The 17,647-nt window shown below is 65.3% G+C and carries 16 protein-coding genes; 9 read left to right on the top strand and 7 right to left on the bottom strand.

Features of this window, described 5'->3' with window-relative positions:
- Positions 1-12 precede the first annotated feature (12 nt).
- From AAIH46_RS03455 to AAIH46_RS03445, 3 genes are read right to left on the bottom strand one after another with little or no spacing between them, the layout of a single operon-like run.
- Positions 13-2,826, bottom strand: coding sequence for a DUF4159 domain-containing protein (locus AAIH46_RS03455; RefSeq protein WP_430304196.1), 2,814 nt, complete (start codon positions 2,824-2,826; stop codon positions 13-15).
- Positions 2,823-3,740: a DUF58 domain-containing protein gene (locus tag AAIH46_RS03450; RefSeq protein ID WP_430304195.1), complete on the bottom strand. Its 918-nt coding sequence runs from the start codon at positions 3,738-3,740 to the stop codon at positions 2,823-2,825. The genes AAIH46_RS03455 and AAIH46_RS03450 overlap by 4 nt, the downstream gene beginning before the upstream one ends.
- Before the next feature lie 43 nt (positions 3,741-3,783).
- Positions 3,784-4,797 carry an AAA family ATPase gene (locus AAIH46_RS03445; protein WP_430304194.1) on the bottom strand — a complete coding sequence of 338 codons (1,014 nt, stop codon included), beginning with the start codon at positions 4,795-4,797 and terminating at the stop codon, positions 3,784-3,786.
- 170 nt (positions 4,798-4,967) lie between these two features.
- On the opposite strand from AAIH46_RS03445, the gene AAIH46_RS03440 reads away from it, so the two are divergent.
- Genes AAIH46_RS03440 through AAIH46_RS03430 form a run of 3 tightly spaced genes read left to right on the top strand, consistent with a single transcriptional unit; the run spans position 4,968 to position 7,500 of the window.
- Positions 4,968-5,603 carry a DUF1285 domain-containing protein gene (locus AAIH46_RS03440; protein ID WP_430304192.1) on the top strand — a complete coding sequence of 212 codons (636 nt, stop codon included), beginning with the start codon at positions 4,968-4,970 and terminating at the stop codon, positions 5,601-5,603.
- Complete coding sequence (locus tag AAIH46_RS03435; protein ID WP_430304191.1) at positions 5,600-6,247, top strand: CoA pyrophosphatase; 648 nt, start codon at positions 5,600-5,602, stop codon at positions 6,245-6,247. Before AAIH46_RS03440 ends, AAIH46_RS03435 begins: the two co-directional genes overlap by 4 nt.
- On the top strand, positions 6,244-7,500 hold the full coding sequence (locus tag AAIH46_RS03430) for a CCA tRNA nucleotidyltransferase (RefSeq protein WP_430304190.1): 1,257 nt from the start codon (positions 6,244-6,246) through the stop codon (positions 7,498-7,500). The genes AAIH46_RS03435 and AAIH46_RS03430 overlap by 4 nt, the downstream gene beginning before the upstream one ends.
- 73 nt (positions 7,501-7,573) lie before the next feature.
- Here AAIH46_RS03430 and AAIH46_RS03425 read toward each other — a convergent pair whose 3' ends face one another.
- From AAIH46_RS03425 to hemF, 3 genes are all read right to left on the bottom strand, one after another.
- On the bottom strand, positions 7,574-7,771 hold the full coding sequence (locus AAIH46_RS03425; protein ID WP_430304189.1) for a DUF1059 domain-containing protein: 198 nt from the start codon (positions 7,769-7,771) through the stop codon (positions 7,574-7,576).
- Positions 7,772-7,910: 139 nt separating this feature from the next.
- The gene (locus tag AAIH46_RS03420) at positions 7,911-8,183 is read right to left on the bottom strand and encodes a hypothetical protein (protein ID WP_430304188.1); all 273 of its coding nucleotides are present in this window, start codon (positions 8,181-8,183) and stop codon (positions 7,911-7,913) included.
- 83 nt (positions 8,184-8,266) lie between these two features.
- Positions 8,267-9,181, bottom strand: a complete 915-nt coding sequence (gene hemF / locus AAIH46_RS03415) for an oxygen-dependent coproporphyrinogen oxidase (protein WP_430304187.1) — start codon at positions 9,179-9,181, stop codon at positions 8,267-8,269.
- 159 nt (positions 9,182-9,340) lie between these two features.
- Here hemF and AAIH46_RS03410 point away from each other — a divergent pair, with 159 nt between their 5' ends.
- The gene (locus AAIH46_RS03410) at positions 9,341-9,598 is read left to right on the top strand and encodes a hypothetical protein (RefSeq protein ID WP_430304186.1); all 258 of its coding nucleotides are present in this window, start codon (positions 9,341-9,343) and stop codon (positions 9,596-9,598) included.
- A 146-nt stretch (positions 9,599-9,744) separates the two neighbouring features.
- Positions 9,745-10,689: a hypothetical protein gene (locus AAIH46_RS03405; protein ID WP_430304184.1), complete on the top strand. Its 945-nt coding sequence runs from the start codon at positions 9,745-9,747 to the stop codon at positions 10,687-10,689.
- 17 nt (positions 10,690-10,706) lie between these two features.
- Here AAIH46_RS03405 and AAIH46_RS03400 read toward each other — a convergent pair whose 3' ends face one another.
- Positions 10,707-11,177 (bottom strand): tRNA (cytidine(34)-2'-O)-methyltransferase, encoded by a 471-nt coding sequence (locus AAIH46_RS03400; RefSeq protein WP_430304182.1) that lies wholly within the window; start codon positions 11,175-11,177, stop codon positions 10,707-10,709.
- Between the two features lie 402 nt (positions 11,178-11,579).
- Between AAIH46_RS03400 and AAIH46_RS03395 the strand changes: the two genes are divergently transcribed.
- The 4 genes from AAIH46_RS03395 to AAIH46_RS03380 all read left to right on the top strand — a co-directional run bounded on the left by AAIH46_RS03395 (position 11,580) and on the right by AAIH46_RS03380 (position 17,646).
- Entirely contained in the window at positions 11,580-13,478 is a 1,899-nt protein-coding gene (locus AAIH46_RS03395; protein ID WP_430304181.1) for an ABC transporter ATP-binding protein, read from the top strand.
- Positions 13,479-13,574: 96 nt separating this feature from the next.
- Positions 13,575-15,425, top strand: a complete 1,851-nt coding sequence (locus tag AAIH46_RS03390) for an ABC transporter ATP-binding protein (RefSeq protein WP_430304180.1) — start codon at positions 13,575-13,577, stop codon at positions 15,423-15,425.
- 359 nt (positions 15,426-15,784) lie between these two features.
- On the top strand, positions 15,785-16,363 hold the full coding sequence (gene petA / locus AAIH46_RS03385; protein ID WP_430304179.1) for a ubiquinol-cytochrome c reductase iron-sulfur subunit: 579 nt from the start codon (positions 15,785-15,787) through the stop codon (positions 16,361-16,363).
- Between the two features lie 11 nt (positions 16,364-16,374).
- Positions 16,375-17,646, top strand: a complete 1,272-nt coding sequence (locus AAIH46_RS03380; protein ID WP_430304178.1) for a cytochrome b — start codon at positions 16,375-16,377, stop codon at positions 17,644-17,646.
- Position 17,647 lies beyond the last annotated feature (1 nt).

Below are 17,647 nucleotides of genomic sequence, written 5' to 3'. Positions count from 1 at the left end.
CATCGTGCCCCTTTACTGGCCCAGCCGTTCGAGCAGTGCCGGCACGTGCACCTGGTCTGCCTTATAGTTGCCGGTCAGCATGTACATCATGATGTTGACCCCGGAGCGGTAGGCATATTCGCGTTGCATCTCGTCCGGCGGCACGGTCGGCAGCACGGCGGCTCCGTTGGCGTCGATCGCCCAGGCGCCGGCGAAATCGTTGCCGGTGATCAGCAGCGGCGTCACGCCGTCACCGGAAGACGACAGCTCGCTGCCGGAATTGCGGGCATCCTGGCGCGCCTCCACCCAGAGCGGACTGCCGGAATAGCGGCCGGGGAAACTCGACAGCAGATAGAAGGTGCGCGTCAGCACATGATCTTCGGGCGTCGGTTCCAGTGGCGGAATGTCGATATTGGCGAGGATTTCCTGCAGCCGCTGGCCGTTGGCGCTCGGCGCGCCGCTGCCGTTCAGCGACGACAGCTGGTCGCGCGTGTCGAAGAGGACGGTGCCGCCGTTGCGCATGTAGGCATCGATTCGGGAGATGGCGTTTTCCGACGGCATCGGCGCGTTGGCGGAGATCGGCCAGTAGATGATCGGATAGAAGGAGAGGTCGTCCTTGGTGATGTCGAGGCCGACGGGTGCGCCGGGCTCGAGCGTCGTGCGGTAAGCGAGAAACTGGCTCAACCCTTCCAGGCCCTGTTCGGACAACCGGTCGACCTCGGCTTCGCCGGTCACGACATAGGCCAGATGCGTGGTGTCCAGCCGCTCAAGCGCCTGTTCGTCGCCGGGCTTGGCGTCCTGCGCATGACCCTGGCCGGGCGCCAGCATGGTGAACGGTAAGAGCGCCACGAGAAGGATGGCAGCGGTCGAGCGTCCGGCGCGCGGCAGGCGCGAGAAGGCGCCGTTCATTACGAGAACGATCAGCGTATCAACGAGCAGCAGCACGAGCGCCAGCGTGAATAGCGCCGGCCGGAGCGAGATCGCCTCGCGCCCGATCAGGCTTTCGCGGGCAACGGTGAGGCCGGGAGCATTGACATCAACCGGCTGCAACTGCGCATCGGCGGGCAGCAGGTTGACGGCGGTGAAGCCGTCATCGGTGCCGTAAAGCCCGGGCGGATTGTCGAGGCTGGCGATCGCCGCCTGTCCGGGCGCAACGGTCAGGGGCTTGGCGGTGCCCTTGTCGGTCACCAGCGCGCCGTCGGCATTCAGCAGACGGAGCGGCGGCAGTGCGGCGGCAGCTTCGGCGCCCCGGACACTGCCGTCTGTCCCGGCGGCCCGCGACAGCTGCACCAGCCGGCGCAGCATGTCGACGAAATCACCCGACAGCGGCAGGTCTGACCACGTGGCTTCGGCCGAGACATGGAAGAGCACGATGCGGCCGGCCTCGACCTGGCGCGTGGTGACCAGCGGCGTCCCGTCGGCAAGGCTTGCCCAGGTGCGCTCGGCAAGGTCGGGTGTCGGTTCGGCCAGCACCTGTCGCTTGATCGTCACGCCCTCGGCGCGCGGCATGCCGGCGAACGGCCCGAATTTCGGGAATTCGGCCAGCGGCTGCGGCTCGGCCCAGGAGAGGGCGCCGCCCAGCGAGCGTTCGCCGCGGCGCAGGATGACGGGCACAAGCGGATCGTCGGCGGGGGCTGCGGCAAGACGGGGTCCGGCGAAGCGGATCAGCATGCCGCCGCGGGCAATCCAGCGCTGCAGCGGCTCGTAGGTCTCGGCCGGCAGGCGACCGACGTCCGCCATGACGATGGCCGACGGGTTCTGCGACAGGATGTCGGGAATGGTTGCCGACAGGTTGGCGTCCTTCGGTTCGATCAGGTCTGCATAGGGCTGCAGGGCGCGGCTGATGTAGAACAGCGGCAGCAGCAGCGGCTGCATGTCGTTGCCGCTATCGCCGGCGATCAGCGCCACACGCCGGCGCTTGAAGCCGTCGTCGAGCAGATGGACGGCGCCGGCCGTCGGCTTGCCCTCGATGGCGATGCGGGCGAAATCGTTTCGCAGCTCGAAGGGTGCGGCGATCTCGGCGGTCGCCGTGCCGCTGCCGGCAGCGAAGGACAGATCGACCGCAGCCAGCGACCGGCCCTGCTGGTCGAGCGCGTTCAGCCGCAGCGTCTCCGCGGCATCGCGGGCGAGGCGGGTCGCGGTGACATTCATTGCGGTGGCGGTGTTGGTGGCGCCGGTGATGGCCACTGCGCCGGTTCCATCGCCTTCGACGAGGCGCAGTTCTGCGGGCGAGAGGCTTGCAAGATCGGCCATCAGCTCTCCGTCTTCCGGTGTCGCCACACCGTCGGTCAGGAATGCGACCGTACCGGGGCGGGTGCCGTTGAAGGCTTCTCGCAGAGCCTGTGCCGCCACGGCGCGCACCGGCACCAGCGGCTGCGGCCGTGCAGCGCCAAGCTTTTCGCGGGCTGCTGCGGCAGACGCCGGGACCGCGTCGTGGGTGGCATCGGCGGTGAACACGACGGAGACGGGGACGTCGGCCCGTTCGGCATCGCCGATCAGCAGGTCGGCGGTCTCGACGCGGCGTTCCCAGTCGCGGGAGGTCGACCAGCTGTTGTCGACGACGAGCAGCAGCGGTCCGGCGTTCGACAGCGAACTGGTGCGCGGGTTCATCACCGGGTCGGCGATGGCGAAGATCAGCGCCGCCGCCATCAGGATGCGCAGCAGCGTCAGCCACCAGGGGCTGTTGGCGGGTGTTTCCTGGCGTTTCAGCACGGTGGCGAGAATGGCGAGCGGCGGGAAGACTTCCGTCTTCGGCCGTGGCGGTGTCAGCCGCAGCAGCCACCAGATCGCCGGCAGGGCGATCAGCGCAAACAGGATGGCGGGGCTGGCGAAGGCGAACGCACTCATATGCGCGCTCCCAGACCCTGCGGCGGGTTGCCGGAGAGGTAGCCGTGGACCGAGGCCAGGGCTTCGGACGCCAGGTGGTCAGTGCGGTTGTAGACGAAGCTCCAGCCCATGCGGCGCAGCGACTGGCCGAGGTTCTCGCGGCGCGCCAGGTAGGCACGCTGGTAATCCTCGCGCAGTGTCTCGGCGCGGCCGGAGACGAGCTTGTCGCCGGTCTCGGGATCGGTGAACTCGGTGCGGCCGCTGAATGGGAAGGTTTCTTCGGCGGGATCGGCGACCTCGACCACATGGCCGCGCAGGTTGCGGCGGGCGAGTGGCGACAGGCGGTCCATGATGCGGTCGGCATCGTCGAGAAAATCGCCGATCAGCACGATGTCCGAGGCGCCGCGGATCATCCGGGTATCGGGCATGCCTTCGGTGGTCGGCGCATGCATGATGGCGGTTGCCAGCCGCTCGGCGGCATTGCGGGCCGAAACGGGTTCCATGACGCCGGGGCACCCGATGCGCTCGCCTGACCGGGCCAGGATCTCGGCAAGCGCCAGCATCAGCACGAGCGCCCGGCTTTCCTTGGAAACCGTACCGTAGCTCGATTTGTACATCATCGACGCCGACATGTCGGCCCACAGCCAGACGGTGTGGGCGGCTTCCCATTCGCGATCGCGGACATAGGTATGGTCGTCGCGGGCCGAGCGCCGCCAGTCGATCCTGGCAAGGCTCTCGCCATCGCTGTAGGGACGGAACTGCCAGAAATTCTCGCCGATGCCGCGCTTGCGGCGGCCGTGCCAACCGGCGATCACGGTGTTGGCGATGCGCCGCGCCTCGACCATGCAGTCGGGCACGAGTGCTGCCCGCTGCCGGGCACGGGCAAGGACTTCACTGCCGGGGGTCTGCGGGACGATCTGGCCTATCGATGCCACGCGTTCTCCTAACGTCTGCTGCGGCCGCGAGCCGAGACTTTACTCAGCCGCGCGCCTGCTTGACCAAACCGTGGATCACGTCGCGCACCGACATGCCTTCGGCGCGCGCCGCAAATGTCAGCGCCATGCGATGTTCGAGGACCGGCTCGGCCAGCGCATGCACGTCGTCGAGCGATGGTGCGAGACGGCCTTCGTAAAGGGCGCGGGCGCGGGCGCAGAGCATCAGTGCCTGGCCGGCACGCGGACCGGGACCCCATGCCACGTGCCGATCGGTCATCGTGTTGCCGTTGCCGGGGCGCGCCGAGCGCACCAGCGACAGGATCCCGTCGACGACGCTGTCGCTCACCGGCATCTGGCGGATCAGGTTCTGGATCTCCTGCAGGCGAGGGGCGGCGATGACACCGCGTGGCCGGGATTCGGACGTTCCGGTCGTTTCCAGCAGGATCTGGCGTTCGGCGTCGAGTTCCGGATACAGCACGTCGACCTGCAGGAGGAAGCGGTCGAGCTGGGCTTCCGGAAGCGGGTAGGTGCCTTCCTGCTCCAGCGGGTTCTGGGTTGCCAGCACATGGAAGGGCGCCGGCAGGTCGTAGCGCTGGCCGGCAACCGTGATGTGGTATTCCTGCATGGACTGCAAGAGCGCCGACTGGGTGCGCGGCGAGGCGCGGTTGATCTCGTCGGCCATCAGCAACTGGCCGAAGATCGGGCCCTTGACGAAACGGAACGACCGGCGACCATTCTCGTCCTGGTCCATCACCTCGGTGCCGAGAATGTCGGACGGCATCAGGTCGGGGGTGAACTGGATGCGGTTGGCGTCGAGCCCGAGAACCGTGCCGAGCGTCGTCACCAGCTTCGTCTTGGCAAGGCCCGGGACACCGACCAGCAGCGCGTGGCCACCGGAAAGGACGGCAATCAGGGTGTTCTCGACCACCTGTTCCTGGCCGAAGATGACCTTGCCCACTTCGGCGCGGATCGCTGCGATATCGGACAGCGCATGTTCGGCAGCGGCGACGATCGCCTTGTCATCGAGCGGAGTTTCGGTGGAAGTCATCACGCCCATGTCGGTCTCCATCAGCCGTTGCCCCGGCATTCTGCCGTTCGTGCGAATCACATCGGTGGTACGAGCGCCGCATCCTTTCGAACTTATTCCCGCACCAGCGGCTGACAAGAACGAACTATATGACTATCTCGTGAGAATGGATCGCATACACACCAACCGTGAATGAAATTATGGCGGGCGAGACAATAAATACTGCAGCAGATGCGGCCGGTCTGGCAGCGATGATCGCGCGGGCCGCAGAACAGACGTCCGGAGGCAAGCCTGGCCTGCCGCCGGTGGAGAGGTGGAATCCGCCTTTCTGCGGCGACCTCGACATGGAGATCAGGGCCGACGGCACCTGGTTCTATCTCGGGACGCCGATCGGCCGGCCGGCGCTGGTGCGGCTGTTCTCGACGGTTCTGCGCAAGGACGAGGACGGCAAGACCTATCTCGTCACGCCTGTGGAAAAGGTCGGCATCCGCGTCGAGGACGCGCCGTTCCTTGCCGTGGAGATGACGATCGGCGAGCGGGACGGCGCACCTGTCCTGACCTTCCGCACCAATGTCGGCGATGTGGTGGAGGCCGATGAGGCGCATCCGCTGCGTTTCGTCGTCGAAGGCGAAAAGCGTCAGCTGAAGCCGTACCTGCTGGTGCGCGGCCGGCTGGAGGCTTTGGTCTCGCGGTCGGTGATGTACGAGCTTGTCGGGCTGGGAGAGGTGATCGACGTCGACGGCATCGAGATGTTTGCGCTGAGGTCGGCGGGCCTGGTGTTTCCGGTGATGCCGGCCGCGGAGCTTGCCGCCCAGTCGGATGATCCGTCGCCATGACGCAGGCGCTGCTCAACCCGAACTTCTTTTCGGCGGACGAATTTCGCCGGCGCGCCGGCCGTCAGCGTGGGGCGCCGGTCGTCGATGCCTGGCGCGACCATGGCGACCATCTCCTCAATCCGGAGATGCTGGCAGAGGTCGAGCGCCTGTCGCTGAAGGATGCCGCAGTGCTGGTGCCGGTGATCGACGATCCGGACGGGGCCAAGGTGATCCTCACCCAACGGACCTCCGGACTGCGCAAGCATTCGGGCCAGATAGCCTTTCCGGGCGGTGCAATCGATCCCGAGGATGGGGCGGCCGAGATCGCGGCGCTGCGCGAGGCGGAAGAGGAAATCGGGCTCGACCGACGTTTCGTCGAGCCGGTCGGGCGGTTGCCGGATTATCTCGCGGCCAGCGGCTTTCGCATCACCCCGGTGCTCTCGGTGGTGCAGCGCGGTTTTGAGCTGAGCCTCAATCCGACGGAAGTCGACGCCGTGTTCGAGGTGCCGCTCGCCTTCCTCATGGATCCCGACAACCATGTGGAGGGAAGCCGAGAATGGCAGGGCATGGTGCGGCGTTTTTATCAGATGCCCTATGGCGACTGGAACATCTGGGGCATTACCGCGGGCATCGTCCGCACGCTTTACGAAAGGCTATACGCATGACCAGCCTCGCAACCGAGACCTGGCTCGCCGATCCCGCCGTCCAGCGGGTATTCTCTCTGCTCAACGCCGATGGCGGCGAGGGCCGAATCGTCGGCGGCGCTGTGCGCAACGTCTTGATGGGCCTGCCGATTTCCGATGTCGATTTCGCCACGACCAACCTGCCGCAGGTCGTCGTCGAACGGGCGAAGGTCGCCGGCATCAAGGCGGTGCCGACCGGCATCGACCACGGCACCGTGACGCTGGTCATCGACGGGCGCGGCTTCGAGGTGACGACGTTGCGCCGCGACGTTGAAACCGACGGCCGGCATGCGCAGGTCGCCTTCGGCACCGACTGGCAGGTCGATGCCGAGCGGCGCGACTTCACCATCAACGCTCTGTACGCGAAGCAGGACGGCTCGGTCGTCGATTTTGTCGACGGCCTGAAGGATATCGAGACGCGCACGGTGCGTTTCATCGGCGATGCCTCGACACGGATTGCCGAGGACTATCTCCGGGTGCTGCGGTTCTTCCGCTTCTTTGCCGCCTACGGCTCGGGGCGGCCGGATGCCGACGGTCTGCGGGCGGTGGCCAGAGCCAAGGACAAGCTCTCCGGTCTTTCTGCCGAGCGCGTCTGGTCGGAGATGAAGAAACTGCTGTCGACTGCTGATCCGTCGCGGTCGCTGCTCTGGATGCGCACCACGGGCGTGCTGACCGCCATCCTGCCGGAGACCGAGAAATGGGGCATCGATGCCGTGCACGGTCTGATCCCCACCGAACAGGCGCTGGGCTGGCAGCCGGATCCGCTGCTGCGGCTTGCTGCCATGCTGCCGCCCGATGCCGAACGGCTGGCCGCCATGGCAAAACGCCTGCGGCTGTCGAACGCGCAGGCCGAGCGGATTGCCGCCTGGGCGACGGCCCCGGTGCCAAGCGCCGAAACCGCCGAGACTGCGCTCGACCGGATGCTCTACGCCCACGGCAAACCAGGGCTGCTGATGCGCCTCAAGCTCGCCCTGTCGAGCGCCCGGGCTGCGGCAGTGAACGACGATGCGGCGATGCTGCGCGCCGCCAGGCTTTCGACGCTGCTGACGCGGGCCGAGCGGTTCGAAAAGCCGCGCTTCCCTCTCAGCGGCGCCGATGTGACGGCGCTCGGCGTCGAGCCAGGGCCGCGGATCGGGCAATTGCTGTCGGCGCTGGAGACTGTCTGGCTGGAGCGGAACTTTGCCCTAGACCGGGAGGCGCTGCTTGCCCGGCTGCGGGAGATGGCCGCCGTCTGAGCGACATCACGTCACCCGCCGTGCCTGCGGCGGGTGTGGGTCCGCAATGCGGTGCGGAGAACAGACCTCAGGCTCAGGCCTGGGTCCTGACCACATCGTCATCGTCGCTGATTCTGGCCTTGATGTTGTCGACCATCGTTTCGCGGATGATGTCTTCGCCATGCGCCGTGCGCAGATGGTCGACTGCGCGGCGGACGACTTCGGCGTCCTCATTTGCTCGCGTGTGCCAGTCGCAGCCCGGCACCAGGCTTCCGCATTCGAAGCGTCTCATTGCATGCCTCCGTGGTTCGTTTGTCGCGGCGCGTCCTCCACGCGCCGCTCGTCACGTTCAACGGATGGCAGCTTCCGGCGTTCCAATGCCGTCAAGTCCGCGCCGGTCGACCTCCCGTTCTACCGGCGCAGCAGAGCTTTCACTCCGACAGAGCCCAGGCGTGGAACACCGATCGATGCACCTCGCCGGCCTGCTGCTGGCGGGGTCCGTCATGGGCGGGGCGATTGGCCTCCGCCATGGCTTCGCGAGCAAGTTGCCGGCGGATCTGTCCGGCGTAGAAGGACAGCGGGAGATCCGGATCGCTGCGGTCCCGCAGGTCCGCCGCGAGACGGTCGATCAGTTCGGAGGGTCCGATCGACCGGTCCCGGTCGATCTGCGGAGATGCTGGCATGCTGTTCGATGTGGATACCATGACGATATTCCTCCAGTGCAATCCCATCAAGGCTAGCAGTCGGAGGATGATCCTGGCGTGCGATATGTCAACTCAAATCAGCGTCAGGGCCAGCGGACCAGGGGTGGCAGCGAGGACAGGATCGCCTCGACATTGCCACCGGTCTTCAGTCCGAAGATCGTGCCGCGGTCGTAGAGAAGATTGAACTCGACATAGCGTCCGCGACGGACCAGCTGCTCGTCGCGATCCTGTTCCGTCCAATCGCGGTTGAAGTTGTCGCGCACCAGTGCCGGGTAGATCTGGTCGAAGGCGATGCCGACGTCGCGGACGAAATCGAAGTTCGACTGCCAGCCACCCTTTTCCTCCTGCGGGTAGAGCCAGTCGAAGAAGATGCCGCCGACGCCGCGCGCCTCGTTGCGGTGCTTCAGGAAGAAATACTCGTCGCACCAGGTCTTGAAACGCGGATAGTCGGCGACCTTCGGATGGGCATGGCAGGCATCGCGCATGGCTTCGTGGAAGCGCAGCGTGTCGGCATCGTCCTGGGTGCGCCGCCTGTCGAGCACTGGGGTCAGGTCGGCCCCGCCGCCGAACCACGTGCCGGAGGTCACCACCATCCGTGTGTTCATGTGAACGGCCGGGACGTTCGGGTTGACCGGGTGGGCGATCAGCGAAATGCCCGACGCCCAGAAGCGGGGATCCTCGGAAGCGCCGGGCATCTGCTTGCGGAATTCCTCGGAGAATTCGCCGTGGACGGTCGAGGTGTGGACGCCGACCTTCTCGAACACCCGGCCTTCCATCATCGACATCCGTCCGCCGCCGCCCTGTCCGTCTTCGCGCAGCCAGTCCTGGGAGACGAAGCGGCCCGGATGGCGATCGGAGAGGGGACCTTCGAGCTCATTCTCCAGCGCCTCGAAGGAAGCGCAGATCCGGTCGCGCAAGCTTTCGAACCACTGGCGGGCGGTCGCCTTCTTGTCCTCGATGTCCGCCGGCAGTCCCGTCGGAATCTGTGGTCGCTCCATGAGGTTCATCCTTGCATTCGAATCGACCCGCTGGCCAGAAAATGGTCCGGATGCGGCTTTACCCCAGGCGCTCGCCGTGGCGCAACCAACCGGAAGGCTCCAGTATCGACTCGCAAACGCGCTTGTGCAAAACTATCTGCAATTCCAGAGGTAGAGCGCATGGCGAAGTTTACACCACCGCCGCTCGACGGCTTGAAGCGCAGGATAAACCGGCATCGCCAGGAGAAGGCGGGCGGGCGCACGGGACTGTTTGTCCGCGAGACCTTCTGCATGACGCGCGAGGATGCCCGGCAGAAGGCGCGGGAATGGTTCGACAGTTTCCCGAAGGCCGCCTACTGGACCGAAGTCGAGAGCTGGCGGCAGCTTGAAGGCGACCGGATCGAGTTCACCATGCGCCGCCTGCCGACCGCCGACTGATCCGCCGGACACTTTTGCCGGAAACATCTCAGATCGATAAAATTGCAGCGACCGCTGCAAGCCAAGTTCAAAGCTCAGCAGGTTAGAACGCATTCGACCGCGCATCAGGCGCGGCGTCACAGCCCATGAACGGCGGAGCTTCCTGCGTGTCTACCTCCTTCAACCCGATGGCGCTTCGGGTCGCGACCGACATCGGCCGCCCGATGCTCGCAGAGCTCCAGGCAACACCACCGCCGCAGGCCGCCGCCGACACTTCACCCACGAGATCCGACGAAGCCTACTGGTCGATCTCCACCACCTTCCCGGCAAGCGCGCTGTCGCTTTCGAGCGTCGATGACGCGATCTCCGCTTCCGCTGCGGTCGTCGACGTGGCCTCTGCCGGATTGCGGGCTGCCTCCGGCCTGGTGACCGAGATCCGCGCGACGCTGGTGTCGGCGAAAGCCGGAAATGCCGACCGCGGTGCACTCGATGAGCGGATCAACGGGCTGAAGCAGGAGTTGCAGGCGACCGTCGCAAAGAGCAGCTTCGACGGGCGCAATCTGCTGAAGACGGGACCTGCGGAGGCGCCGCGCATGATAGCGTTGGTCGCGGGCGTCGATGTGGATGCGTCCGGGGCGGCCGACATCAAGATCGTCGATCATGACACCGCGCTGTCGAACCTGATTGCAGAGGGCGATGCCGCCGACGGCTTGCTGACGCGGTCGTATGCCGGCATCGACCGATCCGGCGCTGCCTTCGATCGCTATCTGCTCGATGTCGGATCCGTCGTGCCGAACAAGGCCGGAGCGCGCGAGATCGTCCTCTCTGTAACCTCCAGCCCTGCCGAGATCGGCGGGATGATCTTTGCCGTCGACAGCATGCTGATCGCCATGAAGCGCGGCCGGGACGAGATGGATGACGCGGGCAACCGGATCGGTGAGGCGTCGGGTCTTCTGCAAAGCCTGGGGCTTCCCGCAGGTGTCGCGCTGGACACCGGTTTCGACGAAGCGGCGGCACGACAGGCCGCAACCGGCGTCCAGCAGATGCTGCAGGCAAGCGGGCTGAACATCGCCAATGCCTCGATGGGGCGGGAAATGCAGACGCTGCGCTAGCCCCGCAGTTTGGCGCTTCAGGCGCCTGAGGTCCATTCGGTCTGGCGAAGTGCCTCGCCGGCGATCATCGCCGCCGAAACGGCGACGTTAATCGAACGTTGGCCGTCGACCATCGGGATGAGCAGGCGCGCATCGGCGCCGGCATGGACGGTATCCGGCACGCCGGCACTCTCACGGCCGAACAGCAGCACGTCGTCGTCGCGGAAGGTAAAGTCAGTGTAGCGGCTGGCGGCCTTGGTCGAGGCCAGCACGAGACGGCGGCCTTCGCTGCGGCGCCAGGCATCGAATCGCTCGAAATTGACGTGCCGGGTCATGGTCACGCTCGCCAGGTAATCCATGCCGGCGCGCCTGAGGTTCTTGTCGGAAAGCACGAAACCGGCCGGCTCGATGATATCGACCGCAAGACCCAGGCAGGCGGCAAGCCGGAGGATCGTGCCGGTATTGCCGGGAATGTCCGGCTGGTAGAGAGCGATACGCAAGCGGGTCATGGGCTATCCTGTGCGGGCACTGCGGCAAGCCATGCCTATGTCATCTGCACTGTCTGCCGCGCAAGCCTTCCAGCCGGCATGATGCCCGGGCGGCGGGTGGATTGCCGGACGACGAGTCTGGCCAAACGCAACGCAGGCTGGTACAGGCATGCCATCGCTTTGACGCCAGCCGAAGGAGGTGCACATGGATATGACGGTGCTTTCGCGCCTTCGCCGCAGACCGGATTTTCTGCAGGCATAGGCACCGCGGCTCGCGCACGGTCTTCCCAACGTTCCTGGTTCTCATTCCTTCGCGGCCGATTGCGGCCGCGCCATTTGACATCCGCCCCATGCTGACCATCTGACCTAGCGGAGACGATGAGCGCGGTCGCGGCGTTTCCGACAGACGGAGCTTACTTCCCCATGTTCGCCTGGTTCGAATCACGCGTAAATCCCTATCCCGCCGGCGAGCCGAAACTGCCGCCGACCGGGCTCTTTGCCTTCTGCTGGCACTACACGAAGCCGGTCTGGCCCTGGCTGCTTCTGCTCGGCTTTTGCTCGATGGCGATCGCCGTTGCAGAGGTGTTCCTCTACCAGTTCCTCGGCAATATCGTCGACTGGCTGAGCAATGCCGACCGCGCGACCTTCCTCGCCAACGAAGGCGGCCACCTGGCGGCGATGGCGGCGCTGCTGCTGGTCGGCCTGCCGCTTGCCGGCCTCATGCACACCCTCACCATGCACCAGGTGCTGTCGGGCAATTTCCCGATGATCGCCCGCTGGCAGATGCACCGTTTCCTGCTGCGCCACTCGATGAGCTTCTTTGCCAATGAGTTCGCCGGCCGGGTTTCCACTAAGGTCATGCAGACCTCGCTTGCGGTGCGCGATGCGGCGATCAAGATCATCGACGTGTTCGTCTATGCGATCAGCTTCTTCGTTTCGATGCTGGCACTGGTCGCGTCGGTGGACTGGCGGCTCGGCGTTCCGCTGGTCGCCTGGATCATCATCTATGGCCTGATCCTGCGCAACTTCATCCCCAAACTGCGCAAGTCGTCGAGCGAGCAGGCGGATGCGCGCTCGATGATGACCGGCCGGATCGTCGACAGCTACACGAATATCGGCACGGTCAAGCTGTTCTCGCATGCGGGACGCGAAGAGGTCTATGCCAAGGAAGGCATGGACGCTTTCCTCGGCACCGTGCACCGGCAGATGCGGCAGATCTCGCTCCTCAACATTGCCGTCGACATCAACAATGCGCTGGTGCAGTTCGCGGTGGCCGCACTTGGCATCTGGTTCTGGCTGGAAGGCAGCGTTTCGGTCGGCGCAATCGCGGTCGCCATCGGCCTTGCCATGCGCATCAATGGCATGTCGCAGTGGATCATGTGGGAGGTTGCGGCGCTCTTTGAAAACATCGGCACCGTCTATGACGGCATGGGCATGATGACCAAGGGCCACGACATCGTCGACGCGCCGGCCGCCAAGCCGCTTGCCGCGCCACGCGGCGAGATCGTCTATGACGGCGTGCGCTTCCACTACGGCAAGGACAAGGGCGTCATCGACGACTTCTCGCTGACCATCAAGGCAGGCGAGAAGATCGGTCTCGTCGGTCGCTCCGGTGCCGGCAAGACGACGCTGATGAACCTGCTCCTGCGCTTCTACGACGTCGAGGCCGGCCGCATCCTCGTCGACGGGCAGGACATCTCGCGCGTGTCGCAGGACAGCCTTCGCGAACTCGTCGGCGTGGTGACGCAGGATACCTCGCTGCTGCACCGGTCGATCCGCGACAACATAGCCTACGGGCGGCCGCAGGCCACGGACGCGGAGATCGTCGAGGCGGCAAAGCGCGCCAACGCCTGGGAGTTCATCCAGGGGCTCGTCGACCTGCAGGGGCGCGCCGGTCTCGACGCGCATGTCGGAGAACGCGGCGTCAAGCTGTCCGGCGGCCAGCGCCAGCGAATTGCGATCGCCCGGGTGTTCCTCAAGGACGCGCCGATCCTGATCCTCGACGAGGCGACCTCGGCGCTCGATTCGGAAGTCGAGGCGGCGATCCAGGAGAGCCTGTTCAAGCTGATCGAGGACAAGACGGTCATCGCGATCGCCCACCGGCTGTCGACGCTGACGCAGATGGACCGGCTGATCGTGCTCGACCAGGGTCGCATCGTCGAGCAGGGTACGCATGTCGAACTGGTGGCCGAAGGCGGTATCTATGCCGATTTGTGGAACCGCCAGTCCGGCGGCTTCCTCGGCAATGACGGCGCGCCCGAACCGCTGGAGATGCGCATCGAGCCGGGCGACCTGGACGAGAGCGACGAGGCGGCCGAGTAAGACCCGAACCCGCGTCCGTCCCGAGCGCCACGCCCATTGCCAAGATTTAACCCGTCGCAGCCTTGTTGCGGCGGCGAAACGGCCTATACCGATCTTATGATCGATGCCTTGTTCCGCTACTTCGAAGCCCGAATCCAGCCCTATGCCCGAAGGGACGATCTGCGGCCACCGAGGGCCACCTTCGCCTTCATCTGGTTCTATGTGCGCCAGGCAAAGGCGCCGTTCCTCGCGATGCTGGTGCTGGGCGGCCTGACGGCGGCGATCGAGGCGGCGCTGTTCTGGTTCGTCGGCCGGCTGGTCGATATTCTCGGCACGGTCGACAAGGCGGCGGGCTGGCAGGGTCTGCTCCAGGCGCACGGCGCCGAACTTGCCGGCATGCTGGTGCTGATCGCCGTCGTCCGCTTCGTGGTGACGATGACCACGGCGCTGGTCGACCAGCAGGTCATCACGCCGGGCTTCTACAACCTCGTGCGCTGGCAGTCCTATCAGCACGTGGCACGCCAGTCGCTGTCGTTCTTCCAGAACGATTTCGCCGGCCGCATCGTCACCAAGGTCTGGTCCGGCGGCCAGGCGACCGGCGACCTCGTGACGTCCCTGATGGAAAGCGTCTGGTTCGTCGGTATCTACTCGGTGTCGATGCTGGCGCTGATCGGCGGGCTGGACTGGCGTCTGGCGCTGATCGTCATCGTCTGGGTCGTCATCTTCTCGTTCCTCGCGCGCTATTTCGTGCCGCGCATCCGCACCCATTCGCGCGAAACGGCGGAAGCCGCCTCGATGCTGTCGGGTCGCATGGTGGATGCCTACAGCAATATCCAGACGCTGCGGCTGTTCGGCCGCGACGATGCCAACGACCGCTACATGCGCGAAGGGTTCGACACCTTCCAGAAGACGACGCTGATGTTCACCCGCTTCATCACCGGCGTGCGTGGCTCGATGGCACTTCTGTCCGGTGTGATGATCACCAGCATGGCGGCGCTGTCCATCCATCTGTGGCTGGAAGACCGGATCAGCGCCGGCGCAGTGGCATTCACACTGGCGCTCGTGCTGCGCCTCAACTTCCTGCTCGGCCGGCTGATGACCCAGTTCAACGGCATCATGCGCAACTTCGGTACGGTGCAGAATGCGGCCGAGCTGATCTCGCAGCCGGTCGGGCTCACCGATGTGCCGCAGGCGCCGGTGCTCGAGGTCCGGCAGCCGGAAATCCGTTTCGAGAACGTCAGCTTCCACTATGGACGCGGCAAGGGCGTGATCGACGGCATGAACCTCATTATCCGGCCGGGCGAAAAGGTCGGCATCGTCGGGCGCTCGGGAGCCGGCAAGTCGACGCTCGTCAACCTGCTGCTGCGGTTCTACGACGTGGAAAGCGGGCGCATCCTTATCGACGGGCAGGACATCGCCCGCGTCACGCAGGAATCGCTGCGGGCGCAGATCGGCATGGTGACCCAGGATACCTCGCTCTTGCACCGGTCGATCCGCGACAACATCCTGTTCGGCCGCCCGGACGCGACGGATGCCGAGCTGTTGACGGCGGTTCGCCGCGCAAGCGCCGAAGAATTCATCCTGGCGCTTGAGGACCAGCGCGGCCGCAAGGGGTTCGACGCGCATGTCGGCGAGCGCGGCGTCAAGCTCTCGGGCGGCCAGCGGCAGCGGGTGGCGATCGCCCGGGTGATGCTGAAGGATGCGCCGATCCTGGTGCTCGACGAGGCGACCTCTGCACTCGATTCGGAGGTCGAGGCAGCGATCCAGTCGAACCTCGACGAGTTGATGACCGGAAAGACGGTCCTGGCCATCGCCCATCGGCTGTCGACCATCGCCGCGCTCGACCGGCTGATCGTCATGGACAAGGGACGGATCGTCGAGGAGGGCACGCATGCCGAACTGGTGGCGGCGGGCGGGCTTTATTCGGAACTGTGGCTGCGTCAGTCGGGCGGCTTCCTCGCCGTCTGACCAGGGTTTCTGCGGCCGAAAGCCATGCTGCGCAGCGGGTCTGGCCTGTTCGGGTCCGCGAGGCGATCGTGTAGCCTCACTCAGGATCGGATCGGTGACCGCTGCAACCGTTTCGGGTGAGGGCGGCCGCCGGCCGGCCGGTGGCGGCATTTCACAGACATGCGACAACGGCTGTTTTTCCCGCGTATCCGGGCCGCGACAATCTGCCCATATGCTGTTGCGGAGGCTAGACTTATTGTTGCATCGCGCTTAGAAATTTGCGCGGGGAGAATGCGGTCCAATTGTGTCCAAATTGGATTGCTGACGGGACGAGGGGCAATGCGACTTCATAACATTTCTGTGCAAAGGATGGGTTGACCGTGAGTGAGCACGACACGAATGGCGGGACCGTGAGCGAGCCAACTCGCCGCGATTTCCTTTACCTGACGACGGGCATGGCGGGCGCGGTGGGCGCCGTCGCGGTCGCCTGGCCGTTCATCGACCAGATGCGGCCGGATGCTTCAACGCTCGCGCTTGCCTCCATCGAAGTGGACGTCACGGCTGTCGAGCCGGGCATGTCGCTGACGGTGAAATGGCGCGGCAAGCCGGTCTTCATCCGCAACCGCACGCCCAAGGAAGTCGAGGAGGCCAATGCCGTCGCGCTCGCCGACCTCAAGGACCCGATCGCCCGCAATGCCAACGTCGCGGCCGATGCGCAGGCGACCGACATCGACCGTTCAGCCGGCGAGGGCAAGGAGAACTGGATCGTCATGATCGGCTCCTGCACCCATCTCGGCTGCGTGCCGCTCGGCCAGTCCGGCGATTTCGGCGGCTGGTTCTGTCCCTGCCATGGCTCGCACTACGATACCGCGGGCCGCATCCGGAAAGGCCCGGCGCCGCAGAATCTGGCCATTCCGACATTTACATTTGCATCCGACACCGTGATCCGGATCGGCTGAGGGGACATCAGATGAGTGGGCATTCCAACTACCAGCCGTCGACCGGCATAGAGAAGTGGATCGACGCACGGCTTCCCTTGCCGCGCATGATGTATGACAGCTTCATCGCCTATCCCGTCCCCCGCAACCTCAACTATGCCTACACCTTCGGCGCCATGCTGTCGGTGATGCTGATCGTGCAGATCGTCTCGGGCGTCGTGCTGGCCATGCATTACGCTGCGGAAACGACGGTCGCGTTCAACTCGGTCGAAAAGATCATGCGCGATGTGAACCACGGCTGGCTGCTGCGCTACATGCATGCCAACGGCGCGTCGTTCTTCTTCATCGCCGTTTACCTGCACATTGCCCGCGGCCTCTACTACGGCTCCTACAAGGCACCGCGCGAAATCCTCTGGATCCTCGGCGTGATCATCTACCTGCTGATGATGGCGGCCGGCTTCATGGGCTACGTGCTCCCCTGGGGCCAGATGTCGTTCTGGGGCGCCACGGTCATCACCGGCTTCTTCTCGGCCTTCCCGCTGGTCGGCGAGTGGATCCAGCAGTTCCTGCTCGGCGGTTTTGCGGTCGACCAGCCGACCCTCAACCGTTTCTTCTCGCTGCATTACCTGCTGCCGTTCATGATCGCCGGCGTCGTCGTGCTGCACATCTGGGCGCTGCATGTCACCGGCCAGACGAACCCGACCGGCATCGAGATCAAGACCAAGACCGACACGGTGCCGTTTACGCCCTATGCGACGATGAAGGATGCGCTCGGCGTGTCGATCTTCCTGATCGCCTATGCCTGGTTCATCTTCTACATGCCGAACTATCTCGGCCATCCGGACAACTACATCCCGGCGAACGCCCTGAAGACCCCGGCGCATATCGTGCCTGAGTGGTACTACCTGCCGTTCTACGCGATGCTGCGCGCCATCACCTTCAATGTCGGGCCGATCGATTCCAAGCTCGGCGGCGTCCTGGTGATGTTCGGCTCGATCATCATCCTGTTCTTCCTGCCCTGGCTCGACACGTCGAAGGTCCGCTCGGCCGTCTACCGCCCCTGGTACAAGCTGTTCTTCTGGATCTTCGTCATCAACGCGATCATGCTGGGCTGGCTCGGTGCGCAGCCTGCGGAAGGCCTCTACGTGGTCATGTCGCAGCTCGGCACGCTGTACTACTTCGCCTTCTTCCTCGTCATCATGCCGGTTCTCGGCCTGGTCGAGACGCCACGGCGCATTCCCAATTCCATCACGGAAGCCGTTCTGACGAAGAACGGCAACGTGACCGCCGACATGCGCGCGTGAT

The organism is Rhizobium sp. 0TCS1.26 (assembly GCF_050455525.1).
Classification (GTDB): domain Bacteria; phylum Pseudomonadota; class Alphaproteobacteria; order Rhizobiales; family Rhizobiaceae; genus Neorhizobium.
Note: the sequence above shows the minus strand (reverse complement) of the source record. Positions and strands in the feature narration are given on the sequence as shown.

Bases quoted from the DNA above. Each gene is read 5' to 3' on its own strand.
- AAIH46_RS03455 (WP_430304196.1), bottom strand. From the start codon at position 2,826: ATGAGTGCGTTCGCCTTCGCCAGCCCCGCCATCCTGTTTGCGCTGATC.
- AAIH46_RS03445 (WP_430304194.1), bottom strand. From the start codon at position 4,797: ATGGGCGTGATGACTTCCACCGAAACTCCGCTCGATGACAAGGCGATC.
- AAIH46_RS03440 (WP_430304192.1), top strand. From the start codon at position 4,968: ATGGCGGGCGAGACAATAAATACTGCAGCAGATGCGGCCGGTCTGGCA.
- AAIH46_RS03435 (WP_430304191.1), top strand. From the start codon at position 5,600: ATGACGCAGGCGCTGCTCAACCCGAACTTCTTTTCGGCGGACGAATTT.
- AAIH46_RS03430 (WP_430304190.1), top strand. From the start codon at position 6,244: ATGACCAGCCTCGCAACCGAGACCTGGCTCGCCGATCCCGCCGTCCAG.
- AAIH46_RS03425 (WP_430304189.1), bottom strand. From the start codon at position 7,771: ATGAGACGCTTCGAATGCGGAAGCCTGGTGCCGGGCTGCGACTGGCAC.
- AAIH46_RS03420 (WP_430304188.1), bottom strand. From the start codon at position 8,183: ATGGTATCCACATCGAACAGCATGCCAGCATCTCCGCAGATCGACCGG.
- hemF (WP_430304187.1), bottom strand. From the start codon at position 9,181: ATGGAGCGACCACAGATTCCGACGGGACTGCCGGCGGACATCGAGGAC.
- AAIH46_RS03410 (WP_430304186.1), top strand. From the start codon at position 9,341: ATGGCGAAGTTTACACCACCGCCGCTCGACGGCTTGAAGCGCAGGATA.
- AAIH46_RS03400 (WP_430304182.1), bottom strand. From the start codon at position 11,177: ATGACCCGCTTGCGTATCGCTCTCTACCAGCCGGACATTCCCGGCAAT.
- AAIH46_RS03395 (WP_430304181.1), top strand. From the start codon at position 11,580: ATGTTCGCCTGGTTCGAATCACGCGTAAATCCCTATCCCGCCGGCGAG.
- AAIH46_RS03390 (WP_430304180.1), top strand. From the start codon at position 13,575: ATGATCGATGCCTTGTTCCGCTACTTCGAAGCCCGAATCCAGCCCTAT.
- AAIH46_RS03380 (WP_430304178.1), top strand. From the start codon at position 16,375: ATGAGTGGGCATTCCAACTACCAGCCGTCGACCGGCATAGAGAAGTGG.